The following is a 14,740-nucleotide window of genomic DNA, read 5'->3' as shown; positions in this document are numbered from 1 at the left end:
GAGCAATCAGAGCCGCTCAGGCGTCCTGATGCCCAGCAGTGCCATTCCCTGGTGCAGTGTCCGGGCCGTGATGTCGCAGAGGAACAGGCGGTTCTCCGCGATGTCCTGCGGCGGCTTCGGCTTGATGACCGGGCACTTGTCGTAGAACGTCGTGTACAGCGAGGCCAGTTGGTAGAGGTACGCCGCCAGCTTGTGCGGTGCGTACTCCTCGGCGGCCTCCGCGACCGTCTCCGCGAACTGGTCCAGGTGCAGGCCCAACGCGCGCTCGGCGTCGGCCAGTTCGAGCTCGGGGTGCGCCTTGGGGGACACGTCGTCGGCCTTGCGCAGGATCGACTGGATTCGGGCGTACGCGTACTGGAGGTACACCGACGTGTCGCCGTTCAGGGACACCATCTGGTCCAGGTCGAACTTGTAGTCGCGCACCGCCGACGTCGACAGGTCCGCGTACTTCACCGCGCCGATGCCCACCTGGGCGCCGCGCTCGGCGATCTCCTCCTCGGAGAGGTCCTGGGCCTTCTCGCGGACGATGGCCGACGCCCGGTCGATCGCCTCGTCGAGGAGGTCGATGAGGCGTACGGTCTCGCCCTCACGCGTCTTGAACGGCTTGCCGTCCTTGCCGAGGACCGTGCCGAAGCCCAGCTGCACCGCCTTGACGTCCTCGGTGAGCCAGCCCGCCCTGCGGGCCGTCTCGAAGACCATCTTGAAGTGCAGGGACTGCCGCGCGTCCACGACGTAGAGGAGCGTGTCCGCCTTGAGGTTGAAGACGCGGTCGCGGATCGCGGAGAGGTCGGTGGCCGCGTACCCGAAGCCGCCGTCGGACTTCTGGACGATCAGCGGGGACGGGTTGCCGTCCGGGCCCTTCACGTCGTCGAAGAAGACGCACAGCGCGCCGTTCGACCGGACCGCGACGCCGGACTCCTCAAGCAGGCGGCAGGTCTCCGCCAGCATGTCGTTGTAGCCGGACTCGCCGACGATGTCCTCGTCGTGGATCTCCACGTCCAGCTTGTTGAAGACCGAGTAGAAGTAGACCTTCGACTCGTCCACGAAGCGCTGCCAGATCGCGAGGGTCTCGGGGTCGCCCGCCTGGAGGTCGACCACCCGGCGCCGGGCCCGCGTCTTGAACTCCTCGTCGGAGTCGAAGAGCACCTTCGATTCCTTGTAGACGCGGTTGAGGCTGGACATCGCCTCCTCGCCCGCCGCTGTGTCGTCGGAGGCGTCGGCGGCCTGGTGGCCCAGCGCGTCCGGGTGCTCGATGAGGTACTGCACGAGCATGCCGAACTGCGTGCCCCAGTCGCCGATGTGGTGGCGGCTGACGACCTTTTCGCCGGTGAATTCGAGGATCTTGACGACGGAGTTGCCGATGACCGAGTTCCGCAGGTGCCCGACGTGCATCTCCTTGGCCACGTTCGGCTGGGCCCAGTCGACCACCGTCGTGCCGGCCTTCTCGGCGAACGGCACGCCGAGGCGGTCGCCGTCGGCGGCGCGCGCGGCGAGGTTCTCGGTGATCGCCTTGTCGGTGACCGTGATGTTCAGGAAGCCGGGGCCGGAGACCTCGACCTCGCTGATCAGATCAGGGGCGGTGATCTCCGAGACGACCTTCGTCGCCAGCTCGCGCGGGTTCGCCTTCGCCTTCTTGGCGAGGGCCAGGATCCCGTTGGCCTGGTAGTCGGCCCGGTCGCTTCGTCGCAGCAGCGGGTCGGCGGCGCCGGCCTCCGGCAGGGCAGCCGAGAGGGCGTCCGCGAGGCGCTGGTGGACGGAGGCGGTGAGGGACGTGACCGAGGCCATGGAGTGGATGCCGTTCTCCTCGAGGTGCAGATAGACGCGCCCAGTATCCCATGCAGGGAAAAGCGGTTTTCGCGGTTGCGGGTGGAGCTGGGAGAATGACTCCGACAAGCGGTACTCACGTAGAAGAAGAGTTGGAAGAAGAAAGGCGTGCCGATCGTGGCTCAGAGCACCGATACCACCGACTGGGTCTCCCGCTACGCGGACGAGGTCATCGCCGAGTCGGAGCGTCGTGCCCCGGGCAAACCGGTCGTCGTCGCCTCCGGGCTCTCCCCCTCGGGCCCGATCCACCTGGGCAACCTCCGCGAGGTCATGACCCCGCACCTGGTCGCGGACGAGATCCGGCGGCGCGGGCACGAGGTCAGGCACCTGATCTCCTGGGACGACTACGACCGGTATCGCAAGGTCCCGGCCGGTGTCCCCGGCATCGACGAGTCCTGGGCCCAGCACATCGGCAAGCCCCTCACCTCCGTGCCCGCCCCGGCCGGTTCCGCGTACGCGAACTGGGCCGAGCACTTCAAGGCGGCCATGACCGAGGCGCTTGCCGAGCTGGGCGTGGAGTACGACGGGATCAGCCAGACCGAGCAGTACACCTCGGGCGTCTACCGCGAGCAGGTCCTGCACGCGATGAAGCACCGCGGTGACATCGACGCGATCCTCGACCAGTACCGCACCAAGAAGGCGGCCCCCGGCAAGAAGCAGTCGCAGAAGCCGGTCGACGAGGCCGAGCTGGAGGCCGCGGAGGGCTCCGGCGCGGCGAGCGAGGACGACGGCAGCGGCGGCTCCAGCGGGTACTTCCCGTACAAGCCGTACTGCGGCGCCTGCGAGAAGGACCTCACCACGGTCACGTCGTACGACGACGCGAGCACCGAGCTGTCGTACGTGTGCGCGGACTGCGGGCACACCGAGACGGTCCTGCTCAGCGAGTTCAACCGCGGCAAGCTGGTCTGGAAGGTCGACTGGCCCATGCGCTGGGCGTACGAGGGCGTGATCTTCGAGCCGAGCGGCGTGGACCACTCGTCTCCCGGGTCGTCGTTCGTCGTCGGCGGGCAGATCGTGCGCGAGATCTTCGACGGCGTGCAGCCGATCGGTCCCATGTACGCGTTCGTGGGGATCTCGGGCATGGCGAAGATGTCGTCCTCCAAGGGCGGCGTGCCGACCCCGGCGGACGCGCTGAAGATCATGGAGGCGCCGCTCCTTCGCTGGCTGTACGCGCGCCGCAGGCCCAACCAGTCCTTCAAGATCGCCTTCGACCAGGAGATCCAGCGGCTCTACGACGAGTGGGACAAGCTGGACGCGAAGGTCGCCGACGGCTCCGTGCTGCCCGCCGACGCCGCCGCGCACTCGCGCGCGGTGCGGACGGCCGCGGGGGAGCTGCCGAGGACACCGCGTCCGCTGCCGTACCGGACGCTCGCGTCCGTCGCGGACATCACCGCGGGCGCGGAGGACCAGACGCTCCGCATCCTGCGGGACCTGGACCCGTCCGACCCGATCTCGTCCCTGGACGAGGCGCGGCCGAGGCTCGACCGTGCCGAGAACTGGATCACCACCCAGGTCCCGGCCGACGCGCGCACGATCGTGCGCGCCGAGCCGGACGCCGAGCTCCTCTCCTCCCTGGACGACGAGGGCCGCGAGTCGCTGAGGCTGCTGCTCGAGGGCCTCGACTCGCACTGGTCCCTCGACGGGCTCACGCACCTCGTGTACGGAGTGCCGAAGGTGCAGGCAGGGTTCTCCGCGGACGCGACGCCGAAGGAGCTGCCGCCGGAGATCAAGGTCGCGCAGCGGTCGTTCTTCGCGCTCCTGTACCGGCTTCTCGTGACCCGCGAGACGGGGCCGCGACTGCCCACGCTGCTGCTCGCCGTGGGCGCGGAGAGGGTGCGCAAGCTGCTGGGTGCCTAGCGTTCGCGCTTGGTGGTACGTGAGAGGGGCGCCGTCCGGTTTTCCGGGCGGCGCCCCTTTCGCATGCCGTCGAGGGCTTCTGGCTCCGGGCACCCCCCTGCACTACTCGGTGATACTGTATAGTGGTACTCGGTACCACGCAGTACCGCTAGTGCTAGGAGACCGCGCGATGGACGACCTGACGGAGATGCTGAAGGGCACGCTCGAAGGGTGCGTGCTCGAAATCATCGGCAGCGAGGAAACCTACGGGTACGCCATCACCCGCCGGCTGAACGAACTCGGCTTCGCCGACGTCGTCGAGGGGACGGTGTACACCATCCTGCTGCGGCTGGAGCGGAACGGACTCGTCCAGGTGACCAAACGGCCGTCCGGGGTCGGTCCGCCGCGCAAGTTCTACGCGCTCAACGACGCCGGACGCGAGGAACTCGCGAAGTTCTGGGCGAAATGGCAGTACGTCTCATCACGCATCGACAGCCTCAAGGAGGGCGGGAGATGAACTTCTGGGAGAAGGTCACAGGCAGCGATCTCACCAGGGACTGGGAGGCGTTCGGAGCCCGGGTCAAGGATCTGCCGGACGACTACCGGGAGGCCTGGGACCAGATCGTCGCCCACCTCTTCCCCTACGGGGACTTCACCGGCCGCAATTTGACACCGATCCTCGACTCCGCCCTGGGGCTGCTCGAAGTGTCGGCAGCCGACGGACAGAGCGTCCACGACGTGTTCGGCGACGACATCCCGGGCTTCTGCACGGCGCTGGCCGGTGGAGAAGGAGCCCGGACCCATCGCGACCGGTGGCGCGAGCAGTTGAACGCGAACGTCGCAAAGAAGCTGAGCCGGCTGGGAGGCTGACGTGGGCATCCAGGACATCATCGAAGGCAAGAAGCAGTGGCGGGCGCACCTGGCCCGGGTCAAGGCACTCCCGCCGGACTACCAGATCGTCTACAAGGAGATGCAGAAGTACCTGTTCAAGGTCGGTCCCGTCGACCTGCCCGACGGGGGCCTGCTCCCCGGGATCGTCGACTTCTTCGAGGAGGGCGTCGCCGCCGGCAAGGGGGTCCTGGAACTCGTCGGCACGGACGTCGCCGCGTTCTGCGACGACCTGATCAAGGACACACGCACCTACGCGGACATCTACCAGGAGTCCATCAGCGGGGAGCCCGGCACGGCCCTGCATCGTTCGGATGAGTCCTAGATCCCTCCTCGGCAGGACGAACGGCGCCCCGGGGCCGGTGATCGTGGACGTATGAAGGAAATCATCTCCATCGTCGGATGGGTCGTCGGCATTCAGGGGGCTCTCGGCGCGGCCGGGCGCATGTTCGGGGACGAGCCGTGGGGCCTCTTCCACAAGTGGTGGGACCTGTCCACCCCCGCGTACCTCGCCCTGCTCCTCGTCGGCGCCGCCCTCGCCATCTGGGGCGAGAGCAGCAAGAAGCGCGCCCGCAGCAGGAGTTGAGCCGCGGCGCCCCTACGCGCTGTACTCGGAGTCCAGCTCCTCCTGGTAGCGGCCCCGGAAGTCACGCAGGTAAGGGCGCAGGGTGCTCTCCGCCGGAGGGCCGCCCGCCTGGCCCGTGACGCCGTACAGGTCCATCAAGTACAGGCCGAACTGCCGGGCGTTGGGGTAGTCCCCGAGCTCGCTCACGTACTTCCGGAACGCCGCGAAGTATGCGTCCTCGCGCGAGACGTCGTCCGGGAGACCGGACGCGTCGGGCAGCGCTTCCAGGACCTCGGGCACCTCGGGCACCTCGGGCACCTCGGGCGCCTCCTCGCGCAGGTCGTCGTCGACGTCGGGCGTCTGCTCCTCGCGCGGGCCCGGGATCAAGTGCTGACCGCCGAGCGGACGCGTGCGGCCGGGACCCGCCGGGACCGGGAACGCGGACTCGGGAGCGGCAGCCGCAGGGTCGCCCTGCTCGTCGAAGTACGCCTGCTGCTGCTCCAGATAGGCCTGCTGCTCGACGTAGGCCTGCTGCTCCGCGTACGCCTGCTGGTCCGCGTACCACTGGTCGTGCGGCTCTTCAGGAACGTACGAAGGCTGCTGGGCCGCGAACCACGGGCTCACCTGCGCGACCTCGGGCTCCGGCTGCTGCTGCCCCTGCGGGTGCTGCCCCTGTTCCTGTGCCTGTGCCTGTGCCTGCGCCTGTGTCTGTTCCTGCTGCTGCCCCTGCTCGGCCCGCGGCGCGGGCTCCGCCTCCAGCTGCGGCGCGGCCGGCGCCACCAGCTCAGGCTGCTGCTGTTGTTCCGCAGGAACCGGCGCCGGCGGGAGCAGCGCGGGTTCGATGCCCGCCGCTGCGAGGCCCGCGGGAGCGGTCTGGGCGAGCGGTACGCCGAAGCGCGCCAGGCGCAGCGGCATCAGGGACTCGACGGGGGCCTTGCGGCGCCAGGAGCGGCCGAAGCGGGCCTGGAGGCGGGCCTGGTAGATGAGGCGGTCCTGCTCCAGCTGGATGACCTGCTCGTAGGAGCGGATCTCCCACAGCTTCATCCGGCGCCACAGCTTGAACGTGGGCACGGGAGACAGGAGCCAGCGCGTCAGACGCACGCCCTCCATGTGCTTGTCGGCCGTGATGTCCGCGATCCGGCCCACCGCGTGCCGCGCCGCCTCGACGGCGACCACGAACAGGATCGGGATGACCGCGTGCATGCCCACGCCCAGCGGGTCGGGCCAGGCCGCCGCGCCGTTGAAGGCGATCGTCGCCGCCGTCAGGAGCCACGCCGTCTGGCGCAGCAGCGGGAAGGGGATGCGGATCCAGGTAAGCAGGAGGTCGAGCGCCAGCAGGACGCAGATGCCCGCGTCGATGCCGATCGGGAAGACCACCGAGAAGCTGCCGAAGCCCTTCTGCTCGGCGAGTTCGCGCACGGCCGCGTACGACCCCGCGAAACCGATACCGGCGATGACGACCGCACCGGCGACGACCACGCCGATGAGTATTCGGTGCGTGCGTGTCAGCTGCATCGCGGCCACCCGCGAACCCCTCCCTGTTCGGTTTGTTGCGAGCGACAGCCTGGCACACGCATGCGGAAGACGGTGTGCCGGTACGGCAGGAGCCCGGCCACCAGGGGGCCGGGCTCCACAACTGCCTTGACTGGGCTGCCAGTTGCCCGCGTAACGCGTACGCGGGCTTATCGCCGCCCGGCGTCAGCTCTTGGGCTTGGTGCTGGACTTGGAGCTCTCCTTGGAGCCCGAGTCCTTGGAATCCTTCGAGCCGGAGTCCTCGGAACCGGAGTCCTTCGAGTCCGACTCCTTGGAGCCGCTGCCGCTGCCGCTGCCGCTGTCCGTGCCGCCCGCCTTGTTCGCGGAGACGACCGCGGCGGAGGCCTCCTTCGCCGCCTTCTCGGCAGCCTTCGACAGGTCCTTCGCGCTCGGCGCCTTGTCACCGGCCAGGCCCGCGCCGTTGTAGTCGATCGTGACGACGGCGTTCTCCACGCGCGTCACGACCGTCTGCTGCTTGAAGTTTTCCTTGTCCTTCTTCAGGTCGTACGCCACGACCGTCGTCTGGTCGCCCATACCCGGCACCGGCTCCGTCTTGACGCTCTTCGCGCCCTCCGTCGCCTGCGCGTCCGCGACCTGCTTCGCGAAGTTGTTCTGCGCGCGCTTGGCACCGCTGCCCAGCGACGCGTCCGAGTCGAAGCGCATCAGCGAGACACGGAGCCAACGGAACTGCGAGCCGTCGACGCCGTTGTTGTCGAGGCTGTCCCAGGAGCAGGTGCCACGCGCCGACGTGTCGTCGGACGTGCCCGCCTTGCCCGACTTGTCCTTCGCCTCCGGGACGAGGTCGTCGAGCGACTTCTTCGACAGGACCTCGCAGGGCTCGGGCAGCTTGCTGAACGCCGCCTTCTCCACGGTCGCGGCCTTGTCCTTGCCCGAGGCCGAAGCGGAAGCCTTCGAGCCCGAGTCCTTCTTGGCCCCGTCCGAACCCGAGCCGGAGTCGGAGGAGCAGCCGGAGGCAATGAAGATCACCGGTACGGCGGCTGCGCAGGTGAGTATGCGGGTGAGTCGCTGTGCTGGTCGGTGCATGGTTCCTTCACTCAAGTCACTCAAGACGGCTGTCGTCGGTTCGATGGGCCACGGTACGCCGTGCCCGACGCGGACGACTCCGCTTCCGAGGAGCCGGGCACCCGTCCGAACCGTCGCTATTCGTCGAAGCCGTCGGCCAGGCCTCCGGCCAGTTCCTGCGCCATGTCCTGCATTTCCTTGCTGTCGGGGATGTCGGTGAGACGCCCCGGCTGCTCGTCGTACTCGACGGTCACGATGACGTTCGACGTGCGGAACACCACAGTCACCGTGCGGTGCCGGGTCGCGGAACCGGACGTGGTGAGCGCGTCATCGAGGAAGGCCTCGTCGCCCAGGTCGTCGAGGATGCGGGGCTCAAGACCGGGGGGCGTGACGGCCTCGCCAGAGGAGTCACCGGAGTCACCGGAGGCGCTGTCGCTCGCATCACCCTTACTGTCGCCCTTGCCGGACTCATCCGCATCCGTACCCTTATCGGCACCGTCGGAAGGCTCGGCACCGGCCCCCTCGCCCTCGCCCTCGCTCTCGCCGTCATCGGCGGTCGGAGTGCCGGAAGGCTCGGGCAGGTCCGCCTTCTGGACCTTCGACGCATAGACCTCCGCGGCGCGGGTGTCATCGCTGACGCCGTTGTCGTACGAGACCACGCGCTCGAAGTCGACGAGCAGATGGTGGGTGGCGCCCGAGGACTCCACCTTCCAGCGGCAGCCCACACGACGGTCGGTGTCGTACGTGACGGTGGGCGCACCCTCGTACGCCTTCTCCCGCTGCTCCTCGTCCTGCACCTCCTTGATGCCGGGCAGCATCGAGTCGAGCGTGCCGCGGTCGACCTGGCCGCAGGGTTCGGGGAGCGTGCGGTACTTGCCGGGCTCGGCGGCCGCGGTGGAGCTGCCGGTGTCGCCGGGCTTCGAGTCGTCCGGCTCGCCGCCGAGCGCGCCACCGCCGGTGCAGCCGGCGAGCAGCGCCGCGATGAGAGCTGCGACGCCTGGTACGTACGCCTTCCGCTGCACCGTGTGGGCTCCTTCTCGCCGGGGATATTGGGTTGCCGCTGGTGGGCGACCGGTGGACACAATGTGTATCGCACGCAATGCCGTGGACGCCGGTCCGTCGTACCTTTCGTTGACCTTGGCTCCGGTATTTGCGCTACGAGACTTTCAGCACTTCTGTTCAACTACGGGGGAATGAGGGCGTTATGTCGTACGTGGAGGTTCCCGGGGCAAAGGTACCGATCCGCATGTGGACGGACCCGGCCTCGGTCGAGGATGTCGCACTCCAGCAGCTCCAGAACGTGGCGACGCTGCCCTGGATCAAGGGCCTGGCCGTCATGCCGGACGTCCACTACGGCAAGGGCGCGACGGTCGGTTCGGTGATCGCCATGCAGGGGGCGGTGTGTCCCGCGGCGGTGGGTGTGGACATCGGCTGCGGGATGTCCGCCGTCAAGACCTCGTTGACGGCCAATGACCTGCCGGGGGATCTGTCGCGGCTTCGGTCGAAGATCGAGCAGGCGATTCCGGTGGGGCGGGGGATGCATGCGGATCCGGTGGATCCGGGGAGGTTGCATGGGTTCGGGACTGCGGAGTGGGGGGACTTCTGGTCGCGGTTCGAGGGGGTCGCTGATGCCGTGAAGTTCCGTGAGGATCGGGCTACCAAGCAGATGGGAACCCTCGGCGCGGGAAATCACCACCTCGAGCTGTCGTTCGATTCGGTGGGCTCCGTGTGGCTCACTCTGCACTCCGGCTCCCGCAACATCGGCAAGGAACTCGCCGAGCACCACATAGGCATTGCGCAGAAACTCCCGCACAACCAAGGCCTGGTCGACCGTGACTTGGCGGTCTTCGTCTCGGACACCCCGCAGATGGCGGCGTACCGGAACGACCTCTACTGGGCTCAGGAGTACGCGAAGTACAACCGCGCGATCATGATGGGCCTCCTGAGGGACGTCATCCGTCGGGAGTTCAAGAAGGCGAAGCCGAGCTTCGAGGCGGAGGTCAGCTGTCACCACAATTACGTTGCCGAGGAGCGGTACGAGGGCATGGACCTGCTGGTCACGCGTAAGGGCGCGATCCGGGCGGGCTCCGGTGACCTCGGCATCATTCCGGGGTCGATGGGCACGGCAACGTACATCGTGAAGGGCCTCGGCAACGAGAAGGCCTTCAACTCGGCCTCGCACGGGGCGGGTCGGCGGATGAGCCGCAACGCGGCGAAGAAGCGTTTCTCGGTGCGGGACCTTGAAGAGCAGACGCGGGGCGTCGAGTGCCGCAAGGACTCGGGCGTCGTGGACGAGATTCCGGGTGCGTACAAACCGATCGAGCAGGTCATGGAGCATCAGCGGGACCTTGTTGAAGTCGTGGCGAAGCTGAAGCAGGTTGTCTGCGTCAAGGGCTGAGCTGTAAGTGGGGCCGGGCAGTGGTTGGCCCGGCCCCACTTGTGTCCGGCGTTCTAGTGATCGGTCGGCATCAACACTCGGCCGGTGCGGAGTCGCCATAGGCGCATATGGCAGCTCCTCTCGGTCCGCCCGAGTTCCGAGGCTGCAGCTGCGGCGTCGCGGAGCTGGAGCAGGACCTGGTCATCCTTTGGCGTCCAGCGCCGTTGTGTGTGCGCAATTCGCATGTCGACTGGGCGGGCCCATGAGGCGAGTGCGTCGGCCTTGACCTGCTTGCGTCCCAGGGAGAGGCATCCTGGGTAGTACAGATCTGCTGCGAGTGCCTGGGCTGTCTCCTTCTCGTAGGAGATGTTGTAGATCTGGTCGCGTGCGTTGCGCCTGATCAGGCGTTCGGCGCCCGTGAGCTGGCGGGCGTAGCGGCAGAGGTAGACCCCTACAGCTGTGCTGGCAGTCGTCAGCGAAACGAAGGGGAAGCCTTGGCTTGTGTAGCCGATGGAACCGTCTGCATCAACGACTCCTCGTAGGTAGTCGCGACGCGAGAACTCGGTGCGTGGCGGGGCGATCTTCTTGGACTTGCGGCCATAAGGCAGACCGAGTTGATTGATCTTGGTCCTGGCGTCGAGGCTGCACAGTGTCCAGGTTGCCGAATGGTGAGACATTGCGAAGTTCGTGGACCGGATGCGTTCGGTGACGCTGCTGTTGTAGGGCGTCAGCTGCTTGAACCGGTACAGGAGATCGATGTCGCGGATGCTGACCTCGACCGCCAGGCGGCCCTTCTGGCCGCTCCCTTGCGCTAGATGCCCGTCGGCTTGCAAGAAGCCGAACATGTAGGCGTACTCGGGGACTTCGAGGTCCATGAACTGCGATGAGCTCGCGTTAGGCTCGCGCTCAGCCATGAGGAAGTGAGTCCTTCCTTGATGGTCAGGCCCCGGCCGGGACTGCAATCCCGGCCGGGGCCGTTCTGTGTGCTGTTGTCGATCTGAGCCTAGGCAGACCACGCGCCAACTGGCATGGCGATACGACGCGTTCACCAATGTGGGTGACTCGCGTATGTGGATTGCCGGGGTGTACGCCTACTTCGCGTTCTTGATGGCGAAGATCATGACGAACGCGATGATGTGGATGCCGAAGAGGAAGTACGCCAGGTACCACCACACCAGGCGTTCGTTCTTCGTCTCCTGGGTGAGGTGGCGCTGCTCGGCCGTCTCGGCCCTCTCCTCGGGGGCCGGCATCACAGCTCCCTGTGGACCTTCGTGTTCGAGGCCTGGGCGCGGGGGCGGACCACCAGGAGGTCGATGTTGACGTGGGGCGGCCGGGTCACCGCCCAGGTGATCGTGTCCGCCACGTCGTCCGCCGTGAGGGGGGCCGATACTCCCGCGTAGACCTTCGCGGCCTTCTCCTCGTCGCCGCCGAAGCGGGTCGTGGCGAACTCCTCCGTCTTGACCATGCCGGGGGCGACCTCGATCACGCGGACCGGGGTGCCGACGATCTCCAGGCGCAGGGTCTCGGCGAGGACGTGCTCGGCGTGCTTCGCGGCCACGTAGCCGCCGCCGCCCTCGTACGTGCCGTGGCCGGCCGTGGAGGAGAGGACCACGATCGTGCCGTCGCCGCTCGCGGTGAGCGCGGGGAGCAGGGCCTGGGTGACGTTCAGGGTGCCGATGACGTTCGTCTCGTACATCTGGCGCCAGTCGGCGGGGTCGCCGGTGGCGATGGTGTCGGCGCCGAGCGCGCCGCCCGCGTTGTTGACCAGGACCGCGACCTTGCGGAAGGCGGTGGCGAACTCGTCGACGGCCGTGCGGTCGGTGATGTCGAGCGCGTACGCCATGGCGTCGTGGCCCGCGGCCGTGATCTCCGCGGCGAGTGCCTCGATGCGGTCCTTGCGGCGGGCGGTGAGGACGACGCGGTAGCCGGCGGCCGCGAGTCCGCGCGCGGTGGCGGCGCCGATGCCGCTGCTCGCGCCGGTGACGATCGCGATGCGGGTGGCGGCGGGCGCGGCGTTCGCGGCGGCGGTCATGGCTGCTCCTTGTGCGTCCTGATGCGTACGTGTGTTCCTGGCCTGTTCCGCCAGGATAGGTCGCCGGGCTAGCGGCCCCGTGGGGCGTACATGATCACCGCCATGCCGGCGAGGCAGATCAGCGCCCCGGTCACGTCCCAGCGGTCGGGCCGGTAGCCGTCGGCGACCATGCCCCAGGCGATCGATCCGGCGACGAAGACGCCGCCGTACGCGGCGAGGATGCGGCCGAACTCGGCGTCGGGCTGGAGCGTGGCCACGAAGCCGTAGACGCCGAGGGCGATGACGCCCGCGCCGATCCAGGCCCAGCCCTTGTGCTCGCGTACGCCCTGCCAGACGAGCCAGGCGCCGCCGATCTCGAAGAGTGCGGCGAGGGCGAAGAGGGCGACGGAGCGGGCGGTGAGCATGGGGGAATCGTGGCATGACCCCTCAGGTCTCTGCAGGTCTCTGCAGGTCTCTGCAGGTCTCTGCGTCGTACGTTTTCTGTCTGGCGCAGATGCCTGAACCTGCTCAGCCTGGAGGCGGCAAGCTCGGGGGCGGCTGGTTCGCGTTCTTCGAGCGGTCGCGGGGCGTTGTCAGACCCTCGCCGTACCGTGGCCGGTATGGAGAGATCGTCGTCTGTACGTCTGGTTCGCTGGTCCGAGGGTGACTTCGAGTTGTTGGTCGCCTGCAACTCCGCTGAGATGACCGCGCACTTGGGGGGTCCCGAGACGCACGAGCAGTTGGTGTCCCGGCATCGCCGCTACCTCGGGCTGGAGCGGGGGCAGATGTTCCGGATCGTCCTGGACGGGAGCACCGTCGGGGTCATCGGGTACTGGGAGACGTCCTGGCAGGGGGAGTCCACCTGGGAGACGGGGTGGAGTGTGCTGCCCGGGTTCCAGGGGCGGGGCATCGCGGCGAGCGCCGCGCGGCTTGTCGTCGAGGAGGCTCGGGCCGCCGGTCGGCACCCGCGGCTGCATGCCTTTCCCTCGGCGGACCACGCGGCTTCCAACGGGGTGTGCCGGAAGGCCGGGTTCACGCAGGGGGGCGAGCACGACTTCGAGTATCCGAAGGGGCACTGGATGCGGTGCAACGACTGGAGCGTCGATCTGCCCCTCAGTGCGGCGCGTACGCCGTCGGGGGAACACCCACCGTCGTCGTGAAGTCCCTGACGAGGTGGGCCTGGTCGGCGTAGCCCAGCGTGGCCGCCAGGTCCGCCCAGTCCACCTCCGCGTCCGTCTCCGCCCGCTCCAGCGCCTCGTGGATCCGGTGGCGCAGGATCAGCCACTTCGGGCCGACCCCCACGTACGCCGAGAACAGTCGTTGCAGCGTCCGTACGGTCATGCCCTCCGCCCGCGCGAACTCGCTCACCCGGCGGATCCCGCGGTCCGTGCCGATGCGTTCGGCGAGGGCCGTCGCCAGGTCCGCCTGGGGGTCGGGGGTGGGGCCGATGGCCAGGAGGAAGGCGTCGAGCGCCGCCACGCGCGCCTGCTCGTCGTCGGGGGTCAGGACCGCGTCCAGTGCGCCGTCGGGGACCTCGGCGAACACCTCCTCCAGGGGCAGCATCCGCCGGCCGGTCCAGGCGGAGACCGGGTGCTCCGGGGCGAACGGGCGGAAGCCGCCGGGGCGGAACTTCACCCCGCAGACCCGCCCCCGTCCTTCCAGCTTCTGGGTGAAGAGGTCGAGCCCGATGCCCGCGACCTCGGCGAAGGGTTCCTGGCCGGGGAGGGTCTGGAAGACGACGTTCACGGAGGGGTGCGGGACGACGTGCGAGGCGTACGGCTGGGGCAGGTCCCAGTCGATCAGCCAGTACTGCTCCACGTAGGGGCGCAGTGCGGGCGCTGCCAGGTGCCGGCGGAACCGTGCGCGGGCGAAGAGCCCGGCGGCGTCGACGATGCCCTTGGTGTCGCTGCGCGGGGCGGGCTCGGAGGCGTCGGCCATGGCTGGATCGTATGCCGGGGGTCTGCGGCCGGTGTCGCGTTTCTTCAAGCCACGGGGGTGATCGCGGTCCTAACGTCGTGGCATGACTGAGAACAGCATCGGTGATCTCCTGAAGGTGGCGGCCGACCACGCGGTCCCTGTCGTCCGCGCCATCCCGGAAGACCGCCTCACCGCCCCCACCCCCTGTGCCGACTATGACGTGAAGGCCCTGGTCAACCACCTCCACCAGGTGGTCGTCCAGTTCCAGGCGCTGGCCGCCAAGCAGGACTCCGAGTTCGGCGAGACGCCCGACTTCGTCGCCGAGGGCCCCGACTGGCGCGACCGTTTCGCCGACGAGGCGGGGAAGCTGGTCGCCGCCTGGTCCGCCCCTGGCGCCGACGAGGGCACCACGGGTGCGATGGGCATGCCCGCGACGACGGTCGGCAGCATGGCGCTGCTCGATCTGACGGTGCACGCCTGGGATCTGTCCCGTGCCACGGGTCAGGAGTTCGAGGCGGCCCCTGAGAGCAGCGGTGTGGTCGCCGCGTTGCGGGAATCTGTCGCGGGGCTGGCGCCGACGGCCCGGAAGATGGGCGTCTTCGGGGAGCCGGTCGCCGTGCCCGAGGGGGCCGGGGAGCTGGAGCGGCTGCTCGCCGAGACGGGCCGTGACCCGCACTGGACCCCACGGACCCCACAGACCCCGCAGACCCCGCAGACCCCTTCCGTGCCCTAGCCGGGCCCTGTCCGGCGGAAGCCCTGCCCCGCC

The 14,740-nt window shown here is 68.6% G+C and carries 17 protein-coding genes; 8 read left to right on the top strand and 9 right to left on the bottom strand.

All coding sequences use genetic code 11. From position 1 onward, the window contains the following. Positions 1–6: 6 nt before the first annotated feature. Complete coding sequence (argS, locus tag M4V62_RS19525) at positions 7–1,785, bottom strand: arginine--tRNA ligase (protein ID WP_249588534.1); 1,779 nt, start codon at positions 1,783–1,785, stop codon at positions 7–9. A gap of 147 nt (positions 1,786–1,932) precedes the next feature. Between argS and lysS the strand changes: the two genes are divergently transcribed. From lysS to M4V62_RS19500, 5 genes are all read left to right on the top strand, one after another. Then, the gene (gene lysS, locus M4V62_RS19520; RefSeq protein WP_249588533.1) at positions 1,933–3,681 is read left to right on the top strand and encodes a lysine--tRNA ligase; all 1,749 of its coding nucleotides are present in this window, start codon (positions 1,933–1,935) and stop codon (positions 3,679–3,681) included. Positions 3,682–3,850: 169 nt separating this feature from the next. Further along, positions 3,851–4,177 carry a PadR family transcriptional regulator gene (locus M4V62_RS19515; protein WP_249588532.1) on the top strand — a complete coding sequence of 109 codons (327 nt, stop codon included), beginning with the start codon at positions 3,851–3,853 and terminating at the stop codon, positions 4,175–4,177. Beyond that, entirely contained in the window at positions 4,174–4,530 is a 357-nt protein-coding gene (locus tag M4V62_RS19510; protein WP_249588531.1) for a DUF1048 domain-containing protein, read from the top strand. The genes M4V62_RS19515 and M4V62_RS19510 overlap by 4 nt, the downstream gene beginning before the upstream one ends. A 1-nt stretch (position 4,531) precedes the next feature. After that, positions 4,532–4,873 carry a DUF1048 domain-containing protein gene (locus M4V62_RS19505; RefSeq protein WP_249588530.1) on the top strand — a complete coding sequence of 114 codons (342 nt, stop codon included), beginning with the start codon at positions 4,532–4,534 and terminating at the stop codon, positions 4,871–4,873. A 51-nt stretch (positions 4,874–4,924) separates the two neighbouring features. After that, positions 4,925–5,134, top strand: coding sequence for a hypothetical protein (locus M4V62_RS19500; protein ID WP_249588529.1), 210 nt, complete (start codon positions 4,925–4,927; stop codon positions 5,132–5,134). A 12-nt stretch (positions 5,135–5,146) separates the two neighbouring features. On the opposite strand, the gene M4V62_RS19495 is transcribed toward M4V62_RS19500, so the two are convergent. The 3 genes from M4V62_RS19495 to M4V62_RS19485 form a co-directional block, all read right to left on the bottom strand. Then, positions 5,147–6,637: a DUF2637 domain-containing protein gene (locus M4V62_RS19495; protein WP_249588528.1), complete on the bottom strand. Its 1,491-nt coding sequence runs from the start codon at positions 6,635–6,637 to the stop codon at positions 5,147–5,149. A 174-nt stretch (positions 6,638–6,811) separates the two neighbouring features. Next, positions 6,812–7,690: a DUF3558 domain-containing protein gene (locus tag M4V62_RS19490; protein ID WP_249588527.1), complete on the bottom strand. Its 879-nt coding sequence runs from the start codon at positions 7,688–7,690 to the stop codon at positions 6,812–6,814. Between the two features lie 116 nt (positions 7,691–7,806). Further along, positions 7,807–8,691, bottom strand: coding sequence for a DUF3558 domain-containing protein (locus M4V62_RS19485; RefSeq protein ID WP_249588526.1), 885 nt, complete (start codon positions 8,689–8,691; stop codon positions 7,807–7,809). A gap of 182 nt (positions 8,692–8,873) precedes the next feature. Here M4V62_RS19485 and M4V62_RS19480 point away from each other — a divergent pair, with 182 nt between their 5' ends. Continuing rightward, a complete protein-coding gene (locus M4V62_RS19480) occupies positions 8,874–10,067 on the top strand; it encodes an RtcB family protein (protein WP_249588525.1) in 1,194 nt (397 codons plus the stop codon). A 53-nt stretch (positions 10,068–10,120) separates the two neighbouring features. Here M4V62_RS19480 and M4V62_RS19475 read toward each other — a convergent pair whose 3' ends face one another. The 4 genes from M4V62_RS19475 to M4V62_RS19460 form a co-directional block, all read right to left on the bottom strand. Beyond that, positions 10,121–10,960 carry a hypothetical protein gene (locus M4V62_RS19475; protein ID WP_249588524.1) on the bottom strand — a complete coding sequence of 280 codons (840 nt, stop codon included), beginning with the start codon at positions 10,958–10,960 and terminating at the stop codon, positions 10,121–10,123. Positions 10,961–11,137: 177 nt separating this feature from the next. Beyond that, positions 11,138–11,296, bottom strand: coding sequence for a hypothetical protein (locus M4V62_RS19470; RefSeq protein ID WP_249588523.1), 159 nt, complete (start codon positions 11,294–11,296; stop codon positions 11,138–11,140). Next, a complete protein-coding gene (locus M4V62_RS19465; protein ID WP_249588522.1) occupies positions 11,296–12,078 on the bottom strand; it encodes an SDR family NAD(P)-dependent oxidoreductase in 783 nt (260 codons plus the stop codon). Before M4V62_RS19465 ends, M4V62_RS19470 begins: the two co-directional genes overlap by 1 nt. A gap of 68 nt (positions 12,079–12,146) precedes the next feature. Then, positions 12,147–12,482 (bottom strand): YnfA family protein, encoded by a 336-nt coding sequence (locus M4V62_RS19460; protein ID WP_249588521.1) that lies wholly within the window; start codon positions 12,480–12,482, stop codon positions 12,147–12,149. A gap of 195 nt (positions 12,483–12,677) precedes the next feature. Here M4V62_RS19460 and M4V62_RS19455 point away from each other — a divergent pair, with 195 nt between their 5' ends. Next, a complete protein-coding gene (locus M4V62_RS19455; RefSeq protein WP_249588520.1) occupies positions 12,678–13,217 on the top strand; it encodes a GNAT family N-acetyltransferase in 540 nt (179 codons plus the stop codon). On the opposite strand, the gene M4V62_RS19450 is transcribed toward M4V62_RS19455, so the two are convergent. Next, positions 13,171–13,995, bottom strand: coding sequence for a helix-turn-helix domain-containing protein (locus tag M4V62_RS19450; RefSeq protein ID WP_249588519.1), 825 nt, complete (start codon positions 13,993–13,995; stop codon positions 13,171–13,173). The two genes, M4V62_RS19455 and M4V62_RS19450, sit on opposite strands and share 47 nt — an antisense overlap. An 82-nt stretch (positions 13,996–14,077) precedes the next feature. Between M4V62_RS19450 and M4V62_RS19445 the strand changes: the two genes are divergently transcribed. Continuing rightward, positions 14,078–14,707 (top strand): TIGR03086 family metal-binding protein, encoded by a 630-nt coding sequence (locus tag M4V62_RS19445; RefSeq protein ID WP_249588518.1) that lies wholly within the window; start codon positions 14,078–14,080, stop codon positions 14,705–14,707. The last annotated feature ends 33 nt before the right edge of the window (positions 14,708–14,740 follow it).

Origin of the sequence: Streptomyces durmitorensis, from assembly GCF_023498005.1 — a bacterium.
GTDB lineage: Bacteria > Actinomycetota > Actinomycetes > Streptomycetales > Streptomycetaceae > Streptomyces > Streptomyces durmitorensis.
This window is presented reverse-complemented; position numbering and strand designations above follow the sequence as displayed.

Bases quoted from the DNA above. Each gene is read 5' to 3' on its own strand.
- argS (WP_249588534.1), bottom strand. From the start codon at position 1,785: ATGGCCTCGGTCACGTCCCTCACCGCCTCCGTCCACCAGCGCCTCGCG.
- M4V62_RS19515 (WP_249588532.1), top strand. From the start codon at position 3,851: ATGGACGACCTGACGGAGATGCTGAAGGGCACGCTCGAAGGGTGCGTG.
- M4V62_RS19510 (WP_249588531.1), top strand. From the start codon at position 4,174: ATGAACTTCTGGGAGAAGGTCACAGGCAGCGATCTCACCAGGGACTGG.
- M4V62_RS19500 (WP_249588529.1), top strand. From the start codon at position 4,925: ATGAAGGAAATCATCTCCATCGTCGGATGGGTCGTCGGCATTCAGGGG.
- M4V62_RS19490 (WP_249588527.1), bottom strand. From the start codon at position 7,690: ATGCACCGACCAGCACAGCGACTCACCCGCATACTCACCTGCGCAGCC.
- M4V62_RS19480 (WP_249588525.1), top strand. From the start codon at position 8,874: ATGTCGTACGTGGAGGTTCCCGGGGCAAAGGTACCGATCCGCATGTGG.
- M4V62_RS19475 (WP_249588524.1), bottom strand. From the start codon at position 10,960: ATGGCTGAGCGCGAGCCTAACGCGAGCTCATCGCAGTTCATGGACCTC.
- M4V62_RS19470 (WP_249588523.1), bottom strand. From the start codon at position 11,296: ATGCCGGCCCCCGAGGAGAGGGCCGAGACGGCCGAGCAGCGCCACCTC.
- M4V62_RS19465 (WP_249588522.1), bottom strand. From the start codon at position 12,078: ATGACCGCCGCCGCGAACGCCGCGCCCGCCGCCACCCGCATCGCGATC.
- M4V62_RS19460 (WP_249588521.1), bottom strand. From the start codon at position 12,482: ATGCTCACCGCCCGCTCCGTCGCCCTCTTCGCCCTCGCCGCACTCTTC.
- M4V62_RS19455 (WP_249588520.1), top strand. From the start codon at position 12,678: ATGGAGAGATCGTCGTCTGTACGTCTGGTTCGCTGGTCCGAGGGTGAC.
- M4V62_RS19450 (WP_249588519.1), bottom strand. From the start codon at position 13,995: ATGGCCGACGCCTCCGAGCCCGCCCCGCGCAGCGACACCAAGGGCATC.
- M4V62_RS19445 (WP_249588518.1), top strand. From the start codon at position 14,078: ATGACTGAGAACAGCATCGGTGATCTCCTGAAGGTGGCGGCCGACCAC.